A 20,764-nucleotide genomic window follows, 5' to 3' on the forward strand; every position below is an offset into this window, starting at 1 on the left:
CATCACCCCCTTCCCCATCCAGGAGATGACGCTCCCCGTGGCCCTGTCGGGCTCGGACGTCATCGGCCAGGCCAAGACCGGTACCGGCAAGACGCTGGGCTTCGGCCTTCCGCTCCTCGAGCGCGTGACCGTCCCCGCGGACGTGGAGGCGGGCCGCGCGAAGCCCGAGGACCTCACGGACACGCCGCAGGCGCTCGTCGTCGTCCCCACCCGCGAGCTGTGCACGCAGGTCACCAACGACCTGCTGACCGCAGGCAAGGTGCGCAACGTCCGCGTCACCGCGATCTACGGCGGACGGGCCTACGAGCCGCAGGTCGAGGCCCTGAGGAAGGGCGTCGACGTGATCGTCGGCACCCCGGGCCGGCTGCTCGACCTGGCCGGGCAGAAGAAGCTGAACCTGAAGGATGTCAGGGCCCTCGTCCTCGACGAGGCCGACGAGATGCTCGACCTGGGCTTCCTGCCCGACGTCGAGAAGATCATCAACCTGCTTCCGGCCCGCCGCCAGACCATGCTGTTCTCGGCGACGATGCCGGGCGCGGTCATTGGGCTGGCCCGCCGCTACATGTCGCAGCCCACGCACATCCGCGCCACCGCGCCGGACGACGAGGGCGCGACCGTCGCGAACACCACGCAGTTCATCTACCGCGCGCACAACATGGACAAGCCCGAGATGGTCGCGCGGATACTCCAGGCGGACAGCCGGGGCCTGGTCATGGTCTTCTGCCGCACCAAGCGCACCGCCGCCGACCTCGCCGACCAGCTCAAGCAGCGCGGTTTCGCCTCCGGCGCGGTCCACGGCGACCTCGGCCAGGGCGCCCGCGAGCAGGCGCTGCGCGCGTTCCGCAACGGCAAGGTGGACGTGCTCGTCTGCACCGACGTCGCCGCCCGCGGCATCGACGTCGAAGGCGTCACGCACGTCATCAACTACCAGTCCCCCGAGGACGAGAAGACGTACCTGCACCGCATCGGCCGTACCGGCCGCGCGGGGGCGAAGGGTACGGCGATCACGCTGGTCGACTGGGACGACATCCCGCGCTGGCAGCTGATCAACAAAGCGCTGGACCTGGGCTTCGGCGACCCGCCGGAGACGTACTCCACCTCCCCGCACCTGTTCACCGACCTCGGCATCTCCGAGGGCACGAAGGGGGTCCTGCCACGTTCGGAGCGCGTCCGCGCCGGGCTCGACGCGGAGGAGATGGAGGACCTGGGCGAGCCGGGCGGCCGTGGTGGCCCACGCGGACGCGGTGGCCGCAACGACCGGGCCGACCGCAGCAACCGGGGCGACTCCCGGTCCGCCGATCACGAGCGTTTGGCCCGTACGCCGCGCCGCCGTCGCCGCACACGTGGCGGTACGCCGCTGAGCGAGTCGGCGCGGCAGCCGGCGGTCCCGGCCGTCGAGGGCACCGGTGAAAGCACCGGTGAGACGGAGGCCGGCACCGCTTCCCGCACCCCGCGTCGCCGTCGCCGTATGCGCGGTGGGGCCGCGGCCGAGGCGACGACGGCCCCGGTGACCGCGGTCGAGTCCGCCGAGGCCGCTGTCGCGACGGCGGAGGGCACGACCGGCCACGCGCCAATGGCCCTGGAGGCCCTCGATGCCCCGTCGGGCGAGGTCCCGTCGAAGTCGCGCCGCCGCCGTTCCCGCAGGTCCGCGGAGCCGGAAGCCGTCGACTCCGCGGCCGACGCAGCGGTGGCGGTCGCCGTCGCCCCGTCGGCCGGGAGCACCGCCCCGACCGGGACGGCCCCGGTGACCGGGGAGCCCGAGGCCCCCGCCGCCGAGCCGCGCCGTCGCCGGACCCGCAAGTCCGCGGCCGCGACTGCGTCTTCGGCTGCCGAGGCAGTGGCGGACACGGCCGAGGCGACCGCCGCATCCGTCCCGGAGCCGGTGGAGACCAAGCCGCGCCGCACCCGCAAGAGCGTGGCCAGGGCCCCCGAGGCTGCCGAGGCCGTGCTCGACACCGCCGAAGGCACGGAGGCCAAGCCCCGCCGCCGCACCCGCAAGGCCACCGCGACGGCCGAGGCCGCCGGGACCACCGCGACGGCCGCTGGTATTCCGGCCCAGGCTGCGTCCGAGACCGAGCCGGAGGCAGCCGTGGCGGCCAAGCCCCGGCGCACCCGCAAGACCGCCGCGACGGCGGAGACGGCTGTGGACACGGCCGAGGCCACCGAGGCCAAGCCCCGGGTCCGCCGCACCCGCAAGGCGGCCACCGCCACGCAGCAGCCGGAAGCCTCGCCGGAGACCACGGTCACCACGGCCGAGGCGAAGCCCAAGCGCACCCGGAAGGCGGCGGCCGACAAGACCGTCGACACTGCTGAGGCTGTCGAGGCTGTCGAGACCAAGCCCCGCCGCCGCGCCCGCAAGGCCACCGCGGACACCGCCGGTATCCCGGCCCAGGCTGCGTCCGAGACCGAGCCGGAGGCAGCCGTGGCGGCCAAGCCCCGGCGCACCCGCAAGACCGCCGCGACGGCCCCCGTGGAGTCCACGGAGGCCTGACGCCCACCAGAGGCGACGCCGACGGCCCGGCCCCCACAGAGGTGTGGGGGCCGGGCCGTCGGCGTCGCCCGGCGCCCCGTCCGCGCCCCGTCCGCGCCCCGGCGCCCGCTACCCTCACCCCGTGACCAGCCACCCCTCCCCCGTTTCCCCTCCTTCCGCTCCTTCCGCTTCCCCTGCCCCCTCCCCTCCCTCCCCTTCCTCCCCTCCCTTCTCCACGCTGCCGGCCGGTGCTCGGGCTTACCGGCTCCGCACCGCCCGTGGGGAGTTCGCCGTCGTCGACGTGCCGCCGGCCGACGGGATCGAGCCGAAGGGGGTCGTGCTGTCGCTGCCCGGGTTCACGGGCAGCAAGGAGGACTTCACGCTGGTGCACGGACCGCTCGCCGCACGCGGGTACCGCAGCGTCGCCGTGGACGGGCGGGGGCAGTACGAGTCGGACGGGCCCCTGGACGACGAGTCCGCGTACGCGCGGGCGGAACTGGCGCGGGACGTGCTCGCGCAGGCGGAGGCGCTCGGCGGTCCGCGCGGAGCGGACGTACCACTGCATCTGGTCGGACACTCGCTCGGCGGCCAGATCGCCCGTGCTGCGCTGCTCGAGGACCTCTCGCCTTTCGGTTCGCTCACCCTGATCTCGTCCGGTCCCGCCCGGATCTCGGTCTCCCAGGAACAGCGCGTGAAGCTGCTGCGGGACGCGCTCTCCCACAAGACGATGGCGGAGTGCTGGGATGCGGTCCTGGCCCTGGGCCCACCGGAGGAGGTCGGCGGACCCGCGCGCGGGATCGGGGGCCAGGAGCATCTGCGCCGCCGCTGGCTGGGCACCAGCCCCGCTCAGCTCCTTGCTACGGGGCGGCAGTTGTGCGCGGAGCCGGATCTGGTCGCCGAACTGGCCGCCGTACCGCTGCCGTTCCACGTGCTGTCGGGCGCGTACGACGACACCTGGCCGGTGGCGGACCTCGACGCCATGGCCGTACGCCTGAACGCGCACCGCACGGTCGTCGCGGGGGCCGAGCACTCCCCCGCCGCCGACCGGCCCGAGCCCACCGCGCAAGCCCTCGCCGACTTCTGGGACGGCCTCCAGGCCCGCCCCGCCGACAACGCCACCGGCACCGGGCCCCTCTCCTAGTACTGCGCCTGGAGGTGGGCCCAGAAGCCGTCGCGCAGGGCGCGTCGCAGGTCGGCCTGTCCGCGCAGGGAGTACTGCAGCAGCCCTTCGGCCTCCACCAGCAGGTCCTGGTCGACCGAGCCGGGCAGATAGGGGCGGCCCGGCAGTAGTTCCACCAGCGAGTCCCGCCCGCGTTCGGAGAGCCACTTCGCGGCGATCTGCGCGCCGACGAAGCGGACGTCCTCGCGGGCGGGCCGGCCCGTCGCGGGCTCGTACATGGGGCCCGTACGCCGGGAGACGTACGGCTTGAAGAAGTCGAGGTCGAAGGTGCGCTGGCTGTCGACCTCCCAGAGCAGGGGCTCGGCCTGGTTGCGGCCATCAGGGGCCTCTATCCCCCAGAGGTGGACCCGGGCGCCGTACCCCTGGGCGGCCTCGACCGCCGAGACCAGGTCCTCGTCGCCGCCCAGCAGGGCCGCGTCGCTGATGGCGCGGTGCCGGGCCAGTGACTCCAGGTCGGAGCGGATCAGGGAGTCGACGCCCTTCTGCTGGTTGTTGGCGTTGAGGTTGCCCAGGCGGACCTTGACGTCGGGGAGCTCGGCGATGGTCTGCTGCTCGGCGGTGTGGATACGGCGCCTGGCGCCGTCGTACCAGTAGACGCGCAGCAGTCTGCTGTCCGCGAAGATGGTGCGGGCCCGGTCGATGAGCGCGTCGATGAGTCCCTCGGCGTCGAGGTCGAAGGCCCGGCGGTCCTCCGTCCCGGCCACCAGCCGCCCCGCCGCCGCGTACAGGTAGCCCGCGTCGACGAAGATCGCGTGGGTGGAGGGCGTCTTCGCCACCTCGGCGAGCATGCGCTGGAGCAGCTCGTTCGTGCGGTCGATACGGGAGTTCAGGTCCGCCAGGTCGTCGTTCATCGTTTCCATTGTCCCGGCGGTCACTGTGCGAACACAACCGGTCCCGGTCGGTCTCCTGCGAAACCCCTACTCGTCATTATTTAGCCGATCGAAGAATTTCTTTAGCGTAGGGAATGTCTGTAGGGGGCAACTCGTTGAGAGCGGATGGAACACGGGCCGTTCCGGACCGTGGCCGACCACCCCAGTAGTTCTCCTTCAGGAGGATGCCCGGACGAAGGGAGAAGCCCCTGCGCTTCGAAATCATGCGACTCGACGACATCGACGGCACCGCCGTGGACACCACCGTCGTGGACGCCGCCTCCGTCAACCACATCGTGCAGCAGGCCGCCGCCATCGGGCAGCGCCTGTGGATCCGCCCGGCCGACACACCGGCCTCATAACTCAGGACACCGGCAGCGCACCGGCCTTCCGGAGCCCCCGTACCGCCGTCGCCGGCCACGGGGGTTTCGTGCGTCCCGTGCGCTGCCGTCCGGCGTCGCGCGGGCGACACGGTCAACCGCCCTGGATCACCTGTGTGACCCCGTTGATGATCTGCTGGACGGCGATCGCGGAGAGCATCATGCCCGCGAGCCGCGTCACCAGGACCACCCCGCCGTCCTTGATGACCCTGATGATCAGCAGCGAGTACCGCATCACCAGCCACAGCACGACGTGGATGGCGAGGATCGCCGCCCACACCGACACCTGGGCCGTGCCGCTGTCGGCCTTCTGCACGGCGAGGATGACCGACACGATCGCGCCGGGCCCGGCCAGCAGCGGCATGCCGAGCGGGACCAGGGCGACGTTGACGTCCTTGGTCTGCTGGGGCTCGTCGGTCTTGCCGGTGAGCAGGTCGAGCGCGATCAGCAGGAGCAGCAGCCCGCCCGCGATCATCAGCGCGGGCACGGACACGTGCAGGTAGTCGAGGATCTGCTGCCCGACCAGCCCGAACAGGGCGATCACGCCACCGGCCACGCAGACGGCCTGGAAGGCCATCCGCTTCTGCACCTTGGCGGGCCGGCCCGCGGTCAGGGCCAGGAAGATCGGGGTGATCCCGGGGGGATCCATGATGACGAAGAGGGTCAGGAAGAGGGAGCCGAAGACGGCGACGTCGAACATGACTGCCTTGCTGTGAAACGAATGAGGGGAGAGGGGTGGCGGGAGCGGCGAGCCGGGGGCACCGGAAGGACGCGCGCGCAGACGTGCTCGATGCACGGGCTCGGAACGGGGAGCCTCAAGGAGCGGGAAGGCGCGGGGGGAAAGCGTGCGCCGCCCCTGCCGGGGCGAAGCCCAAGGGCGTACGGACGGGCGGCTCAGGCGCCGCCGGCCCCCGGCACCGGGAACGCGCCGGCCGCACGGCGTGTGATCTCGCCGTACACCTCGGGGTCCGTGGTGAACTCGCCGGGCACGCAGCTCTTCCGGCTGCCGTGGTAGTCGCTGGACCCGGTCACGAGCAGCCCCAGTTCCTTCGCGAGGCCCCGCAGCCGCGCCCGGGTGTCGGGGTCGTGGTCCATGTGGTCGACCTCGATGCCGTCGAGGCCGGCCTCGGCCAGTTCGGCGATGGCGGAATCCGGCACGGTCCGACCGCGCTTGGCCGCGGCCGGGTGGGCGAACACCGCCACCCCGCCCGCTCCCTTGACCAGGCGCAGCGCCTCGAAGGGGTCGGTCTCGTGCTTCGCCATGTGGGCCCGGCCGCCGTCGGCCAGCCACTGCGGGGTGAACGCGTCGTTCACCGTCTCCACCACACCCAGCTCGACGAGTGCCGTGGCGATGTGCGGGCGGCCCACCGAGCCGTCGCCGGCGATCCGCGCGACCTGCTCCCAGGTGACGGGCACCCCCAGATCGTTCAGCTTGGCGACCATGCCCCGGGCCCGCGGCACCCGGTCGTCCCGGACCAGCTCACGCTCGGCGAGCAGCGCCGGTTCCTCGGGGTCGAACAGGTAGGCCAGCATGTGCATGCTGGTGCCGGCGTAGCGGCAGGAGAGCTCGGCACCGGTCACCAGCGTGAGCCCCGCGGGGAGTGCGGCGAGGGCCTCTGCATGTCCGCGGGTGGTGTCGTGGTCGGTCAGCGCGACGACGTCGAGACCGGCGGCGGCCGCCGCTCGCACCAGCTCGGCCGGGGAGTCCGTACCGTCGGACGCGGTGGAGTGGGTGTGCAGATCGATGCGCACGACGCGTGGCTCCAAGCGGTGGCGGGCGGACGGGGACGGTTCAGGATAACCGCACTCCCGCACGCTACCGTCACACCCGAACTCGTCCCGCGCCCCCTACACACGCACTCCTCCGTCCACGCACTCCACCTCGACGCGCCCCTCCGGCCCTCCCGCCGCCACGGATCACGGCGCCTCCATCAGCCGCGGCGACAGCGCACCGCAGGGCACCAGCTCCACTTCGGCCCCGGCGTCCCGCAGGTCGGTGAGGACCAGTTCGTCGTACATCAGGAGCCCGGACCGCTCGGGCCACACCACCGCCCACAGCCACATCCCGAGCGCCTCGCCCGCGAAGACGGCCCGGTCGTCCGGTGTCTTGGAGACGTGCCAGAGCGGGGTCGGGCGGCCGGCGGCCAGCACCTTGGTGTCGGCGGGCTTCTCGACGTCCAGATACGGCCCCGGGTCCGGACCTTCGACGCCCGCGTACCGCGCGCCGAGTCCGACGCCGAGTTCCTCGGCCACCAGGATCAGCTCGCCCATGCCGCCGAGCGGCCCGGGTCCGGTGCACGCGACGGCGCTGGCACGGCCGCCGCTGCGGTCGTCACCGGCGCTGGCCACACCGCTGAACAGCCAGCCCACCGGCAGCGGCCACGGCATCCACACCGGCACCCGCGTACGGTGTACGACGACGTCGAGAGCCTCGACGCTCGGCGGTATCACGGGCTGGACCGGATGCACGGTGCCGTGCGCATCGCACTGCCAGGCATCGGAGAAGAGGCCGGGAGCCCTGACCCGGCCACCACACTTCGGGCAACTGGGTTCGCCTCTCATAGGGCCCCACGGTCCTACCCTCGCACCGCCACGTCAAGGACGATCACCCGTTCGGACCGAACCGGTCACCCACCACGGCCGAGGCCCGCCCGCCCGCGATCGCGCTCCCGGTTGACCTCAGGCCGCGCTTCCCTCGCCAACTGGGGCGTCACAGCTCGACGTTGACGGGTCGGCACAGGTGAGCTTGCTCACTCCGGCGAGCGACCGCCCGCCCCGCCGGGGAGCCGTTCAGTCCAGCGCGACGGAGGCGCGGGCGGGGTGCCGCAGGTCCGTCCCCCGGGCCAGCCAGCGCTCCTGAAGAGCCTGGGCGCCGTGCACCCGCTTCCAGGCGGCCTCGTTCGGCGTCATGGGCAGCAGCGGCAGGAACCGTACGGGCTCCATGGGCTCGTCGAGCTCCAGGTCCTCCACCAGACCGCCCGGCTCGGCGACCAGTACCGAGGTGAACGGGGCCCCGGGCCACAGCGGTTCACCGACGTCGAGTGAAGCACCGGGGGCCACGACCACGCCCTCGACCTGCGGGGACGCGGCGAGCACGGCGAGCGGGCGGAGCACCTTGTCGGTGTCGGCGGGACCGGTCCGTACCGACAGCACCAGTTCCGCGCGCGGGCCCTCGACCGGGTCCGCGAGCACCGCCGTGGGGTCGGCCATGGGCAGCGTGGACATGCCGAGGGTGGCGTAGCGCACGATGTCGCCCTCCTGGAAGCGCAACACCTCGACCCGGTCCGTACCCAGGAAGGTGACCGCCGCGCGTGCGTCCGGTTCGCCCAGAGCCGTACGCAACCGGGCTTCGACCAGAGGAAGAACATCTGCCATGCGGCGAGCATAGAACTCGTCGGCAGCAGGCGAAGCGGCGCCTTGACACAGCGGCCGGCTGCTAGTGTGGCCCGGTGGTTCGGGGCAGCACGCAGTAGGCCTCCCAGGCAACGCCCAGGCCCGTCAGGGCATTTTCAGGGCACTGGGAGAGTCCGCCGGAGCCCCGGTACCGCTGTGACCCTCCCCTGTGGGGGAATTCCCCCACAGGGGATCAGAATCGTCCCTCACGGGGGACCGGCCGGAGGAGGTGGGGCTGGCATGGACCGAAGTCGACCGTGCAGTAGCACCCGCTCTTCCACTCGTTGATGTAGCCGCTCCGTTCCGGCTGCCACCTCGCATTATCGCGTCTTCATCGGAAGAGCTTTTCGTTTCGTCCCGTCTGATCTGCCCCAGCAGCTGCATCAGCGACGAGACTCGCCACCGCGACGATGCGGTGCTCCCCGCTTTGTGGACGTGCCAAACATCCTCTGCCCCTGCTTTCCCGGAGGCCGGGTCATCTCCGGTCAGGACGTCCTCATTCCGAGTGGTTCCACCGTTGCACCGGCGCCTTTCGTTGCCCGTTTCGCGAAGGAGCCCGCCATGTCGATGATCCGCGACCTGCGCGCCGTGGTCCGTCCCTCCCGTGTCTCGCTGCGCAAGGAGAGCAACTCCCCGTACGACACCACCCGTGATCCGGCGACGGCCACCGCGGTCGTCGACTGCGCCATCTACCGCGACGGCCGGCGCGTGGAGACCGACAGCCCGCTCACCCCGCAGGAGGCGATGCGCCTGGTGCGCCGTGACTCGGGCTTCGTGTGGATCGGTCTGCACGAGCCGACCGAGGACGAATTCTCCGGTGTCGCCCGCGAGTTCGGTCTGCACCCGCTGGCCGTGGAGGATGCGGTCCAGGCCCATCAGCGGCCCAAGCTGGAGCGCTACGACGACTCTCTCTTCACGGTCTTCAAGACCATCCACTACCTCGACCACGACCGGCTCAACTCCAGCAGCGAGGTCGTCGAGACCGGTGAGGTGATGTGCTTCACCGGCCGGGACTTCTTCATCACCGTCCGGCACGGCGGCCAGGGCTCCCTGCGGGGGCTGCGGCACCGCCTCCAGGAGGACCCCGAGCTGCTGGCCAAAGGCCCCTCGGCGGTCCTGCATGCCATCGCCGACCATGTCGTCGACGGCTACATCGCGGTGGCCGACGCGGTGCAGGACGACATCGACGAGGTGGAGACGGAGGTGTTCTCGCCGGGCCGGGGAGGCACCCCGCGCGGCACCGACGCCGGACGGATCTACCAGCTCAAGCGTGAGGTGCTGGAGTTCAAGCGGGCGGTGTCGCCGCTGCTGCGGCCCATGCAGCTGCTGAGTGAGCGGCCGATGCGGCTGGTCGACCCGGAGATCCAGAAGTACTTCCGGGACGTCGCCGACCACGTGGCCCGGGTGCACGAGCAGGTGATCGGCTTCGACGAGCTGCTCAACTCCATCCTCCAGGCCAACCTCGCGCAGGCCTCCGTGGCGCAGAACGAGGACATGCGCAAGATCACCTCGTGGGCCGCCATCATCGCCGTGCCGACGATGGTCTGCGGGGTGTACGGCATGAACTTCGACTACATGCCGGAGACGCACTGGAAGTACGGCTATCCGGTGATCCTCAGTGTGACCGTCGCCCTCTGCCTGGGCATCCACCGCACGCTGAAGCGCAACGGCTGGCTCTGACACCGGCACCGGAGCGGGACCGGGCCCCGGGATCCGGGATCCGGGATCCGGCTCCACGGCCCTGGATAGGCTGGGCCCATGACAAGTGCGACCAGTGCGCTGTTCGACCGGGCCCTCGTCGAGGAGGCCACCAGGAAGTCCGGCCTCGTCTGGGTCCAGGGGCCCGGTGTCCCGGCCCGGCCGCTGTGGCATGTGTGGCACGAGGGTGCGATGTGCCTGGTCGGCGACGGTCCCGGCGAGCAGCCGCTGCCGGGGCTGGTGGACGGCGGGCCGGCCGGGGTGACGGTGCGCAGCAAGGACAAGGGCGGCCGGCTGGTCTCCTGGGCCGCGACGGTCGTGGAGCTGGCGTCCGGCTCCGAGGAGTGGGAGGCTGCGGTCGCCGTACTCAAGGGCAAGCGGCTCAACGCGCCCGACGGCGAGGCGATGACGGGTCGCTGGGCGCGTGAGTGCCGGGTCCTGCGCCTGGAGCCGACCGGGGTGACGGCACCGCTGCCCGACGGTTCCCTGGCCGAGCCCCCGCTGCCGACCCCGGTGACGACCCGGCATCCGGCCCCCGCGGGCCTGCCCCGGCTGCTGGCGGGGCGGAGGAAGCGGCGCTGACCGGCCGCTGTGCCGGTCCTCCTACGACGTCGGGAGCTGCCCCTCGTAGTCCAGCGTCTCGTCCTTGGCCGGCTTCTCCAGGGCGAAGTCGACGCCCCAGGCCGAGAAGGTGAGGGTGCCGGCCTTGCCGGCGCGCACCATGCGCAGTGGGTACGGCTTGCCCTCGAGGGAGACGTCCAGAGTGCCGCCGGAGCCCTTGTCTCCGGTGACGCGGATGCTGCGGACGCCGTCCTGCTCGTGGTGACCGTCCGTGGCGAGGGTGCCGTACAGGGTCAGCAGGCTGTCGAGGAGAACGTCCTTGTCCGCGAAGCCGATGAACTTCTTGTACGACGGGTCGCCCTCCGGCACCTTCACGTACTTCTCGGCGAGCTTGCCGGCCGCCACCGCGTCCGACGCGCCGTCACCCTTCGCGTCGTCCTCGCCGGCCCCCCCGTCCGCCTGGCCCCAGAACCTGGCGTCGGCCTTCAGGAAGAGCTCGTCGTCGACCTTCAGCAGCCGGAAGGTCTGCCCGCCGGCGGTGACCGATCCGATGCCGCCCTCGGGCTTGAGGCGCATGTCGAGCGTGTACGTACGCCCGCTGGTGACCACGTTCCCGTGCAGCCGCACGGTGTCGACCGACTTGGCGGCCGTCCGCGTCCTGTTCTGGATCTCGGCGGCGGAGAGCTTGCCGACGCCGTTGGTGCCCTTGTGGGGGTCTTCCTCCTCGGAGGAGCATCCCGTGAGCACCGTTCCGGTCACGAGCAGCACGCACACGGCACCCGCCAGCGTGGCTGTGCGGGAACGGCCCGGGGAGATCGGAGTCACAGGTTGCGCTGCCTCTCTGACGGGGACCTGAACGGCGTACCGCAGATTACCGGGACCGCACCGGCCCCTCGGAGGCAGTCCGTCCGGACCGGCTCCCGAAGCACCGCTGGTCGGGACGGGCTAGCCTGAAGCCGCCCGAACGGGGCATCCGGACCACCGGCACGGTACGCGGGGGAGAAGCGGCAGGGCCAGAGCAGGCAGCACGCAGCACAGGCAAGGCGGCACCGCAGCACCGCCCCGTACGAAAAGGAGCCGCCGCCATGGCAGCGGGCGCCCCCCGGTTCTTCGTCTCGCACATCTCCGGTGTCGCCACCTTCGATCCGGCCGGTGACCAGGTGGGGCGTGTGCGCGATCTGGTCGTCATGCTGCGGGTGGGCGGGCGTCCGCCGAGGCTGCTCGGTCTGGTGGTCGAACTCCCCAGCCGGCGCCGCATCTTCCTGCCCATGAACCGGGTGACCGCCGTGCAGTCCGGCCAGGTCATCACCACCGGGGTGCTCAACGTCCGGCGCTTCGAGCAGCGGCCCACCGAGCGGCTCGTCTTCGGCGAGCTCCTGGACCGCAGGGTGACGCTGGTGGAGACCGGTGAGGAGGTCACCGTCCTGGACCTGTCGGTGCATCAGCTGCCGGCCCGCCGGGAATGGGAGATCGACCGGGTCTTCGTCCGCAAGGGCAAGAAGGGCGGAACGTTTCGGCGGGGCAGGGGGGAGACACTGACCGTCGAGTGGTCGGCGGTCACCGGGTTCTCACTGGAGGAGCAGGGGCAGGGCGCCGAGAGTCTGCTCGCCACGTTCGAGCAGCTGCGTCCCGCCGACCTGGCCAACGTCCTGCACCACCTCTCCGCCAAGCGCCGCGCCGAGGTGGCCGCCGCCCTGGACGACGACCGCCTCGCGGACGTGCTGGAGGAGCTGCCCGAGGACGACCAGGTGGAGATCCTCGGCAAGCTGAAGGAGGAGCGCGCCGCCGACGTCCTGGAGGCCATGGACCCGGATGACGCCGCCGACCTGCTCTCCGAGCTGCCCGAGGAGGACAAGGAGCGGCTGCTGAGCCTGATGAAGCCCGGTGACGCGGCCGACATGCGGCGTCTGATGGCGTACGAGGAGCACACCGCGGGCGGTCTGATGACGACCGAGCCGATCGTGCTCAGGCCCGACGCGACCGTCGCCGACGCCCTGGCCCGCATCCGCAACCCGGACCTGTCCCCGGCGCACGCGGCCCAGATCTACGTGTGCCGTCCGCCGGACGAGACCCCGACCGGCAAGTACCTGGGCACGGTCCACTTCCAGCGGCTGCTGCGGGACCCCCCGTACACGCTGGTCGGCTCGATCCTCGACGACGATCTGCAGTCGCTGGCGCCGGGTGCGGCGCTGCCCGTGGTCGCCGGGTTCTTCGCCGCGTACGACATGGTGGCGGCGCCCGTGGTCGACGAGACGGGCGCGCTGCTGGGCGCGGTGACGGTGGACGACGTACTGGACCACATGCTGCCGGACGACTGGCGGGAGACCGAGTTCCATCTGGACGACGACGACGCCCCGGACCACGACGCCCCGGACGACACCGGGGGCCCGGAGGGCACGAGGGGCGCAGGGGACACGAACGGGACGGACGGCACCGATGACGCGGACGGCAGAGACGTCGGGGGCGACGAGGGGGTGGTGACCGATGGCACCTGAGCGCGACGGCGTGCGCGAGCAGCGTCAGCCCGCGGGAGCCACGGCCTCCGGCCACCGGCCGCGTACGCCCCGGCTGGACCAGCCGCTCCCGCCCGGGCGCCGGCTGCTGCCCGAGTGGGACCCGGAGGCCTTCGGGCGCCTGTCGGAGCGGATCGCGCGGTTCCTGGGTACCGGGCGGTTCATCGTCTGGATGACCGTCGTCATCATCGTGTGGCTGGTGTGGAACGTGGCAGCGCCCGAGGAACTGCGCTTCGACGAGTACCCGTTCATCTTCCTGACCCTGATGCTGTCCCTCCAGGCCTCGTACGCCGCCCCGCTGATCCTGCTCGCGCAGAACAGGCAGGACGACCGCGACCGGGTCAACCTGGAGCAGGACCGCAAGCAGGACGAGCGGGTGATCGCGGACACCGAGTACCTGACACGGGAGATCGCCGCCCTGCGGATCGGGCTCGGGGAGGTCGCGACGCGTGACTGGATCCGCTCGGAGCTCCAGGACATGATGAAGGAGCTCGAGGGACGGCAGAACGGACACCGGGCCCACCAGGACCACCAGGACCACCAGGACGCAATCGCGGCGATGCGGACGCAACGGCCTCCGGGACGTGACGCAGACGACCGGTAGAGGGCTTACCGGGAGACGCACCGGGCGCCGTACCATCGACACCATGGCTACGGAAGACGCGGTGCGCGAGGCACTGGCGACGGTGAACGACCCCGAGATCAACCGGCCCATCACCGAGCTGGGGATGGTCAAATCGGTGGAGACCGGTGCGGACGGGGCGGTCGCGGTCACCGTGTACCTGACGGTCTCCGGCTGCCCGATGCGGGACACGATCACGCAGCGGGTGACGGACGCGGTCTCCCGGCTCGAAGGCGTCACCCGGGTCGACGTCACGCTGGACGTGATGAGCGACGAACAGCGCAAGGAGCTGGCGAACGCCCTGCGCGGCGGCCAGACCGAGCGCGAGGTGCCCTTCGCCAAGCCGGGCAGCCTGACCCGGGTGTACGCGGTCGCCTCCGGCAAGGGCGGGGTCGGCAAGTCGTCGGTGACGGTGAACCTGGCGGCGGCGATGGCGGCCGACGGCCTGAAGGTGGGCGTCGTGGACGCCGACATCTACGGTCACTCGGTGCCGCGCATGCTGGGTGCCGACGGGCGTCCGACCCAGGTCGAGAACATGATCATGCCGCCGTCCGCGCACGGTGTGAAGGTCATCTCCATCGGCATGTTCACCCCGGGCAACGAGCCGGTGGTGTGGCGCGGTCCGATGCTGCACCGCGCGCTGCAGCAGTTCCTGGCAGACGTGTACTGGGGCGACCTGGACGTGCTGCTGCTCGATCTGCCGCCGGGTACCGGCGACATCGCGATCTCCGTCGCGCAGCTCGTGCCGAACGCCGAGATCCTGGTCGTCACCACGCCTCAGCAGGCGGCGGCCGAGGTGGCCGAGCGGGCGGGTTCCATCGCCGTGCAGACCCACCAGAAGATCGTCGGCGTGGTCGAGAACATGTCCGGCCTGCCCTGCCCGCACTGCGGTGAGATGGTCGACGTCTTCGGCACCGGTGGCGGCCAGTCGGTGGCCGACGGACTGACCCGGACCACGGGCGCGAACGTCCCGGTGCTGGGGTCCATCCCCATCGACGTGCGTCTGCGCGAGGGCAGCGACGAGGGAAGGCCGGTCGTCCTGTCCGACCCGGAGTCCCCCGCGGGTTCGGCACTCCGCTCGATCGCCGGCAAGCTCGGCGGGCGCCAGCGCGGCCTGGCGGGCCTGGCGCTGGGTATCACGCCGAAGAACAAGTTCTGAGCGCTCCAGGGGCCCGTACGGGGCCGTGAGCGGGCCGTGGTCCGCTGTACTGCGGGGCGCCGTCCGTCAGGGCGGCGCCCTTCGCCGTAGGGGGACATCCGTACGGGGACGCCCGTACGGGGGCGGCAGTGGTGCGCTCCGCGGCTCAGACCGCCGCGTAGGCGGCGATGTCCTTGACCACGGCGAAACCCAGGCCGTACGCGCTCATGCCCCGGCCGTACGCGCCGACGTGCACGCCCGCCCGCGTCGATCCCGCGAGCACCCAGCCGAACTCGGACTCCCGGTAGTGGAACGGCGCCGGAACCCCGTCCACGGGGAGGGACAGCGTCGACCAGTCCGGCCCGTCGAGGTCGTCCGCCAGCACCCAGGCCGTCTCCGTCTGCTGCTCCAGCCAGTCGTCGCGCAGGGAGTGGTCCATCTGGCCCGGCCAGGTGAACGACAGCAGCCCCACTCCGGCCAGCCAGGCGGCGGAGGACACCGAGGTGGCCTCCATCAGACCGGTGCCGTCCGCACTGCGGCGCACCGGGTTCGCGGCCACCGTCACGGCGACCGCGAACTTCTCCTTCGCGTCCTGGCCGGCCTGGGCCGTGTACTCGCTGCGGACCGAGGGCTCGTCACCGTGCCCGATCGACCCGTGCTCGACGGCACCGTCGGCCGCGGTGCCGACCTGCATCAGCCAGCGCCGCCCCGTGAACGCCTCGTCGAGGCCGTACCACGGGAAGGGCGCGCTCAGGTAGCCGTCGACCGTACGCCGGCCGAAGGAGACCTGTCGTCCGTCCTCCGCGGCCGACGCCTGCGCGACTGCCCGACTCGTCGTCTCCATGCCCGGACGCCTCCTCGCTCTCGTCGGACCGGGGGCGGCCCGCCCCCCTTCGGGCGTACTCGTCCGGACCGCACAACAACTCGGGCAGCATAGCCACCTCGTGGGCACGTGCCGGGAAACCGCCCGGCACGTGGGCCGCACGGACGTCCGGTTCAGGCCGTACGGGGGCCTGACGGAGTATGAAACGCGTCACGTGCGGAGGATGTACGGCTCCTGCTCGGCCGACCACGCAGGGGACCGGCGGGGCTCAGGTGGCGTCCGCGTCGAAGGGCGGACGGTCGTCGACAGCCGCCTTCTCGGGCTTCTTCGTCATGTCGAGGCGACCCCCCACGGCGGGCGCGGAGGAGGACGAGGAGGCCTGGGAGGACTCGGGGGCGCGGCCGTGGACGGCGTCCGTGACGTCGGCCATCTCCTTCTTCAGGTCGAATCCGCTGCGGATCTCCTGAAGCCCCAGCTCGTCGTTGTCCAGCTGCTTGCGGATGAACGTCTTGGGGTTGAGGTCCTCGAACTCGAAGTCCTTGAACTCCGGGCCGAGTTCCTCGCGGATGTCCTGCTTCGCACTGTCCGAGAAGTCGCGGATCTTACGGATCGTCCTGGTCACATCCTGAATGACCTTGGGGAGCTTGTCCGGACCGAAGACGAGCACGGCGAGGATGACGAGCGTCACCAGCTCGAGCGGTCCTATGTCATTGAACACCTGAAGCTCCTTGCGATGTCCTCGGCCCTCGGCCCTCGGCGGTCAGTGCGTCCGTGCGGTCTTCCGTGGTCCGGGCCGGGTCCACGGTACCCGGCCACCCCCTGCTACCGGTACTGTGCCGGGCCCCGGGCTGCGTGACACGTACGGTCTTCGCCGGCTGTCCGCCTTCCCTTGTCCGCCCCGCCCGGGTGTCTGCCGCGCTCCGTGCCGTCCTGCTGTCTAGTCGCCGCCGGAGGAGCCGAGGACGAGCGAGACCTCACGCTCCGTGCCGTCCCGCTCCAGGGTGAGCTCCAGGCGGTCTCCGGGACGGTGGGCACGGGTCTTGACGATGAGCTCCTCACCGGAGTGGACGCGCTGCCCGTCGACCTTCGTGATGACGTCGCCGGCCCTGATCCCGGCCTTGTCCCCGGGACCGCCGCTGCTGACCGGGGGGCCGCCGTCGCTGCCCCTGGCGCCGACGCGGGCGCCGTCGCCGGCGTAGTCCATGTCCAGGGTGATGCCGATCACCGGGTGGGTCGCCCTGCCGGTGTTGATCAGTTCCTCGGCGACGCGCTTGCCCTGGTTGACCGGGATGGCGAAGCCGAGGCCTATGGAGCCGGCCTGGCCGCCCCCGGCCTCGCCGCCGCCGCTGCCTGCGGAGCGGATGGCGGAGTTGATGCCGATCACGTGGCCCTCGGCGTCGAGCAGGGGGCCGCCGGAGTTGCCGGGGTTGATCGGCGCGTCGGTCTGCAGGGCGTCGACGTAGGACACGTCACTGCCGTCGCCCTGCCCGCCGCCCGCCGTGATGGGGCGCTCGCGCGCGCTGATGATGCCGGCGGTGACCGTGCCGGCCAGGTCGAAGGGGGCGCCGATGGCGACGACGGGATCGCCCACCTGCACGTTGTCCGAGTTGCCGAGGGGCAGGGGGGCAAGCCGGCTGACGCCCTTGACCTTCACCACGGCGAGGTCGTAGCCGCTGTCCCGGCCGACGACCGTGGCCTCGGCGGTGTCGCCGCTGTGAAAGGTCACGGTGATCTCGCCGTCGCGTCCGGCGGGCTGCACGACGTGGTCGTTGGTGAGGATGTGTCCGCGGTCGTCGAGCACGAATCCGGTGCCGGTGCCCGCCGACGACGCCCCGCTGACGTGCAGGGTGACGACGCTGGGCAGGGCCTGCGCGGCGATCCCGGCGATGCTTCCGGGGTCCCGTCCGGCGGGCTTGCCCTCGGCCTGCGGGAGTTCCACGGAACCGACACCGCCGTTGCGCTCCAGCTGGGTGCCGACGATCCCACCGACGCTGCCGGAGACGAGCGCGACCACCAGCACGAAGCCGGCGAGCGTCCTTTTGGCCCGCTTGCGCCGCTGCCCCTCCGTGGCGACCACGCCACCGGTCTGCTGCAACGGGGCGCTCGCCGCGACGGCGGCCCAGGGGTCGTAACGCCGCCAGGGGTCGGCCGGCGCCTGCGCATCCGCCGCCGGAGCGTCCTGAGCCTGGAATACGGCGGGGGCTGCGGGCGCGGGCACGGTTGCGGAGTGGCTCGCGTCCGGGGCGTGGGGAGCGGGAGCAGCGGGCGCGGGCATGCCGTGCGGCAGGGCGCCCGGCTCCGGGGACGGCACCGGAACCGATGTGTCCTGCACGGGAGTTGCCGCCGGGCGCTGAACCGGGGGTGCGGACGCCCAGGGGCCCGGCTCACCGTACGGCGGAGTGCTGTAGGGATCGGGGTCGTGCAACGGCCGAGGCTGCTCGGACCGACCTCCGAGGAGACCGGCCCCGGCGGGCCGGGCGGGCTCCGGAGCCACGCCGGACTCACGCGGCTCGATGGCTCCCGCGGACTCGCCGGGGGCACCGGACACGACGGCCCCGGCAGGCTCGGCGGACGTGGCGGGCCGGGCGGGCTCCGGAGCCACGCCGGACTCACGCGGCTCGATGGCTCCCGCGGGCTCGCCGGGGGCACCGGACACGACGGCCCCGGCAGGCTCGGCGGACGTGGCGGGCCGGGCGGGCTCCGGAGCCACGCCGGACTCACGCGGCTCGATGGCTCCCGCGGACTCGCCGGGGGCACCGGACACGACGGCCCCGGCAGGCTCGGCGGACGTGGCGGGCCGGGCGGGCTCCGGAGCCACGCCGGACTCACGCGGCTCGATGGCTCCCGCGGGCTCGACGTCCTTTGGCAGGCCGGGCCCCCTCGTCCCGGCACTCGGGGGCCGGTGCAGTTCGTAGTCGTCCCCCGTGTCGGCCGGGGGCGTGGCGGGCCGCGCGAGTTCGAAGTCGTCGGAGCCGCCCGACGGCGCCGGGCGCTCCAGCTCGAAGTCCCCGTCCCCGCCCGGCCCGTCCGGCTGTTCCTGCTCTCCTGACGGGCCCGCCTTCGGAGGCTTCCCCTCGTTCATGCTCTCCCCACAGCTGGCCGCAGATCGTCGACTCCGTGGCTCCGTACGCCTCCGCGCAGGAACTCTCCTGGTGTGGCGCCCGGCCGCACGGGCCCGGGCGCGCCCCTGGATTCAATCAGGTTCGCACGCCCGTGCGCAGCGGACGCGGTCGGTGCACCGGTCAGCGGATGGTGCGGGAGGAGGCGACGGGGGCGGGCGCCGCGGTCGCGCCGGTGGGGACGGGAGGCGACGAGACTGCGGCGGCGGGGAAACCGCCGGGGGTCTTGAGCCCCGGGGCCGTCTCCCACTCCGACAGGACCAGCGGCGCTGTCAGCGGGGCCATGGGCGCCCCGCCGACCATGACGGGGGCGGCCGCCAGAGGGCTGTCGTGCCGGGGGGCGGGCGGTGACACCCCGGGGAGCAGCGGCGCGGACGTACGGGTCGGGGCGGCCGGGGCGTCGCCCAGCGCGCTCTGCCCGTGCAGTTGACCCAGCAGCGGGACCGCACCCCGGCGTCGCTGCGACTCGGGCGCTGTCGCCGCCGTGCTGCCCTGGCTGCGCAGCGGCGTCACGTTGCTGCCGTTGCCCGGACCACGGACCTCCGCGTCGGTGGGGGTGACGGCGGCGACGCCGCCGAGGGCGATCGCCGCGAGGGACACCGCTCCCGCCGCCGCCGCGGCGAACCGCATTCCGCGTGGGGAGGACCGGTCCTGCTCGTGCCGGCTGACGTCATGGATACGGAAGCTCCGGTCCGCCCGGTCCACGCCCAACGGGGACGCGAGCAGAGGGGAGGACCGCCGGGCAGGTGTGTAGGCGAACTCGAACCGCTCGCCGCGCCCGCCGCCGGGCCCGAAGGCTCCGGGCGTCCCGCCGAGTTGCACGGGCGGGTCGCCCGGCAGTCCGTTGCCGGCCGGCGGCGGGCCGCCGAGGTCACCGCCTGCAGGAAGGCCCTGGAGACGGGCCAGGAAGCTCTCGGACGGGGGCGGGGGCGCGACCTGTGCGAAGACGCTCTTCAGGCGGCGCTGCGCGTCCACCTCCGACTTGCACTTCGCACAGGTGGCGACGTGCGCCAGTACGCGCTCACGCGCGTCATGACCGAGCTCTCCGTCCACCAGGGCGGAAAGGCGGTCTCCCAGGTGCTGCTCTGCGAGGTGTGCCTCGGCAGGTTTCGGCCGTGAACCGCTCACGTGCTCGTGCCCCCTCCCCCCAGTGCGGGAACACGCGGCATGAAGGAGCGGCGCTCCGCGCGCGCCTGGGGCGAGCGGTGGGCGAGGGCCTTGCGCAGCTGGGAGCGCCCGCGGTGGATCCGGGACCGGACCGTGCCGAGCTTGACGCCGAGAGTCGCGGCGATCTCCTCGTACGACAGTCCTTCGATGTCGCAGAGGACGACCGCGGCACGGAATTCGGGCGCGAGCGTGTCGAGGGCCTGCTGGACGTCCGCGTCGAAGTGGGTGTCGTTGAAGACCTGCTGGGGTGTGGGCTCCTTGCTGGGGAGCCGCTCGGCCGCGTCGTCGCCCAGCGAGTCGAAACGGATGCGCTGCTTGCGGCGCACCATGTCCAGGAAGAGGTTGGTGGTAATACGGTGCAGCCAGCCCTCGAAGGTGCCCGGCGTGTACGTCGACAGCGAGCGGAAGACGCGGACGAAGACCTCCTGGGTGAGGTCCTCCGCGTCGTGCTGGTTGCCGGTGAGGCGGTAGGCAAGCCGGTAGACCCGGCCGCTGTGCATGCTGACGATCTCCTCCCACGTGGGCGGAGTCCACGCCTGCCCGTCCGCGTCGGTGGAGAAGCCCGCGGTCTGGGCCGGGTCAGCGGCGTGACTGTGGTCAGCAGCGGTGTCGTTCACGGATTTCGGCCTGCCCGCCGATCCGAGGAAGCGCCTCAGCACTCCCCCCCGATCCATAGGCGCAGCCGCACCTCCCCTGTCGGCTCTGATGGCGTCCGGTGGAGCCCCTACCATAGCCACCTCGCCCGTTAGCTCCGGATAAGCGGTTTTACGAGAAATTGATGTGGGCTGCCACGGCTCGTGGGCCTGCGCCAGCACCTGCTCGGTGTCCCCG

Annotated in this window: 19 protein-coding genes; 8 read left to right on the forward strand and 11 right to left on the reverse strand. The window is 72.3% G+C overall.

The genetic code is table 11. The features are described from left to right. Positions 1-25 precede the first annotated feature (25 nt). Together HUV60_RS10775 and HUV60_RS10780 are read left to right on the forward strand one after the other, a co-directional pair. A complete protein-coding gene (locus HUV60_RS10775; protein WP_257847642.1) occupies positions 26-2,491 on the forward strand; it encodes a DEAD/DEAH box helicase in 2,466 nt (821 codons plus the stop codon). Between the two features lie 217 nt (positions 2,492-2,708). Continuing rightward, positions 2,709-3,611: an alpha/beta fold hydrolase gene (locus HUV60_RS10780; protein ID WP_257850097.1), complete on the forward strand. Its 903-nt coding sequence runs from the start codon at positions 2,709-2,711 to the stop codon at positions 3,609-3,611. On the opposite strand, the gene HUV60_RS10785 is transcribed toward HUV60_RS10780, so the two are convergent. Further along, positions 3,608-4,501, reverse strand: a complete 894-nt coding sequence (locus HUV60_RS10785; RefSeq protein ID WP_257847641.1) for an NYN domain-containing protein — start codon at positions 4,499-4,501, stop codon at positions 3,608-3,610. The two genes, HUV60_RS10780 and HUV60_RS10785, sit on opposite strands and share 4 nt — an antisense overlap. Positions 4,502-4,704: 203 nt before the next feature. On the opposite strand from HUV60_RS10785, the gene HUV60_RS10790 reads away from it, so the two are divergent. Next, entirely contained in the window at positions 4,705-4,881 is a 177-nt protein-coding gene (locus tag HUV60_RS10790; RefSeq protein ID WP_257850308.1) for a hypothetical protein, read from the forward strand. Between the two features lie 112 nt (positions 4,882-4,993). On the opposite strand, the gene HUV60_RS10795 is transcribed toward HUV60_RS10790, so the two are convergent. The 4 genes from HUV60_RS10795 to HUV60_RS10810 all read right to left on the reverse strand — a co-directional run bounded on the left by HUV60_RS10795 (position 4,994) and on the right by HUV60_RS10810 (position 8,274). After that, positions 4,994-5,599 (reverse strand): MarC family protein, encoded by a 606-nt coding sequence (locus HUV60_RS10795; RefSeq protein ID WP_257847640.1) that lies wholly within the window; start codon positions 5,597-5,599, stop codon positions 4,994-4,996. Between the two features lie 194 nt (positions 5,600-5,793). Continuing rightward, positions 5,794-6,651 (reverse strand): PHP domain-containing protein, encoded by an 858-nt coding sequence (locus tag HUV60_RS10800; RefSeq protein ID WP_257847639.1) that lies wholly within the window; start codon positions 6,649-6,651, stop codon positions 5,794-5,796. Positions 6,652-6,816: 165 nt separating this feature from the next. Then, positions 6,817-7,461: a DUF6758 family protein gene (locus HUV60_RS10805; protein WP_257847638.1), complete on the reverse strand. Its 645-nt coding sequence runs from the start codon at positions 7,459-7,461 to the stop codon at positions 6,817-6,819. A gap of 228 nt (positions 7,462-7,689) precedes the next feature. Beyond that, entirely contained in the window at positions 7,690-8,274 is a 585-nt protein-coding gene (locus HUV60_RS10810) for a suppressor of fused domain protein (RefSeq protein ID WP_257847637.1), read from the reverse strand. Positions 8,275-8,853: 579 nt separating this feature from the next. Between HUV60_RS10810 and HUV60_RS10815 the strand changes: the two genes are divergently transcribed. Together HUV60_RS10815 and HUV60_RS10820 are read left to right on the forward strand one after the other, a co-directional pair. Then, complete coding sequence (locus tag HUV60_RS10815; protein ID WP_257847636.1) at positions 8,854-9,972, forward strand: magnesium and cobalt transport protein CorA; 1,119 nt, start codon at positions 8,854-8,856, stop codon at positions 9,970-9,972. Positions 9,973-10,050: 78 nt separating this feature from the next. Beyond that, positions 10,051-10,572 (forward strand): hypothetical protein, encoded by a 522-nt coding sequence (locus tag HUV60_RS10820; RefSeq protein WP_257847635.1) that lies wholly within the window; start codon positions 10,051-10,053, stop codon positions 10,570-10,572. A gap of 21 nt (positions 10,573-10,593) precedes the next feature. Here HUV60_RS10820 and HUV60_RS10825 read toward each other — a convergent pair whose 3' ends face one another. After that, positions 10,594-11,376: a hypothetical protein gene (locus HUV60_RS10825; protein ID WP_257847634.1), complete on the reverse strand. Its 783-nt coding sequence runs from the start codon at positions 11,374-11,376 to the stop codon at positions 10,594-10,596. Between the two features lie 260 nt (positions 11,377-11,636). On the opposite strand from HUV60_RS10825, the gene HUV60_RS10830 reads away from it, so the two are divergent. From HUV60_RS10830 to HUV60_RS10840, 3 genes are read left to right on the forward strand one after another with little or no spacing between them, the layout of a single operon-like run. Further along, complete coding sequence (locus HUV60_RS10830) at positions 11,637-13,046, forward strand: magnesium transporter MgtE N-terminal domain-containing protein (protein WP_257847633.1); 1,410 nt, start codon at positions 11,637-11,639, stop codon at positions 13,044-13,046. Further along, positions 13,036-13,668, forward strand: coding sequence for a DUF1003 domain-containing protein (locus HUV60_RS10835; protein ID WP_257847632.1), 633 nt, complete (start codon positions 13,036-13,038; stop codon positions 13,666-13,668). Before HUV60_RS10830 ends, HUV60_RS10835 begins: the two co-directional genes overlap by 11 nt. A gap of 43 nt (positions 13,669-13,711) precedes the next feature. Beyond that, positions 13,712-14,845 (forward strand): Mrp/NBP35 family ATP-binding protein, encoded by a 1,134-nt coding sequence (locus tag HUV60_RS10840; protein ID WP_257847631.1) that lies wholly within the window; start codon positions 13,712-13,714, stop codon positions 14,843-14,845. Positions 14,846-14,990: 145 nt separating this feature from the next. Here HUV60_RS10840 and HUV60_RS10845 read toward each other — a convergent pair whose 3' ends face one another. The 5 genes from HUV60_RS10845 to sigE form a co-directional block, all read right to left on the reverse strand. Further along, positions 14,991-15,668, reverse strand: a complete 678-nt coding sequence (locus HUV60_RS10845) for a hypothetical protein (protein WP_257847630.1) — start codon at positions 15,666-15,668, stop codon at positions 14,991-14,993. A 247-nt stretch (positions 15,669-15,915) separates the two neighbouring features. Then, positions 15,916-16,365, reverse strand: coding sequence for a sec-independent translocase (locus tag HUV60_RS10850; protein WP_257847629.1), 450 nt, complete (start codon positions 16,363-16,365; stop codon positions 15,916-15,918). Between the two features lie 219 nt (positions 16,366-16,584). Further along, positions 16,585-18,729, reverse strand: a complete 2,145-nt coding sequence (locus HUV60_RS10855; protein ID WP_269441169.1) for a trypsin-like peptidase domain-containing protein — start codon at positions 18,727-18,729, stop codon at positions 16,585-16,587. A gap of 160 nt (positions 18,730-18,889) precedes the next feature. Then, positions 18,890-19,894: an anti-sigma factor family protein gene (locus HUV60_RS10860; RefSeq protein ID WP_257847627.1), complete on the reverse strand. Its 1,005-nt coding sequence runs from the start codon at positions 19,892-19,894 to the stop codon at positions 18,890-18,892. After that, on the reverse strand, positions 19,891-20,607 hold the full coding sequence (sigE, locus tag HUV60_RS10865) for an RNA polymerase sigma factor SigE (RefSeq protein ID WP_257847626.1): 717 nt from the start codon (positions 20,605-20,607) through the stop codon (positions 19,891-19,893). The genes HUV60_RS10860 and sigE overlap by 4 nt, the downstream gene beginning before the upstream one ends. Positions 20,608-20,764 lie beyond the last annotated feature (157 nt).

Origin of the sequence: Streptomyces sp. KMM 9044, assembly GCF_024701375.2 — a bacterium.
GTDB lineage: Bacteria > Actinomycetota > Actinomycetes > Streptomycetales > Streptomycetaceae > Streptomyces.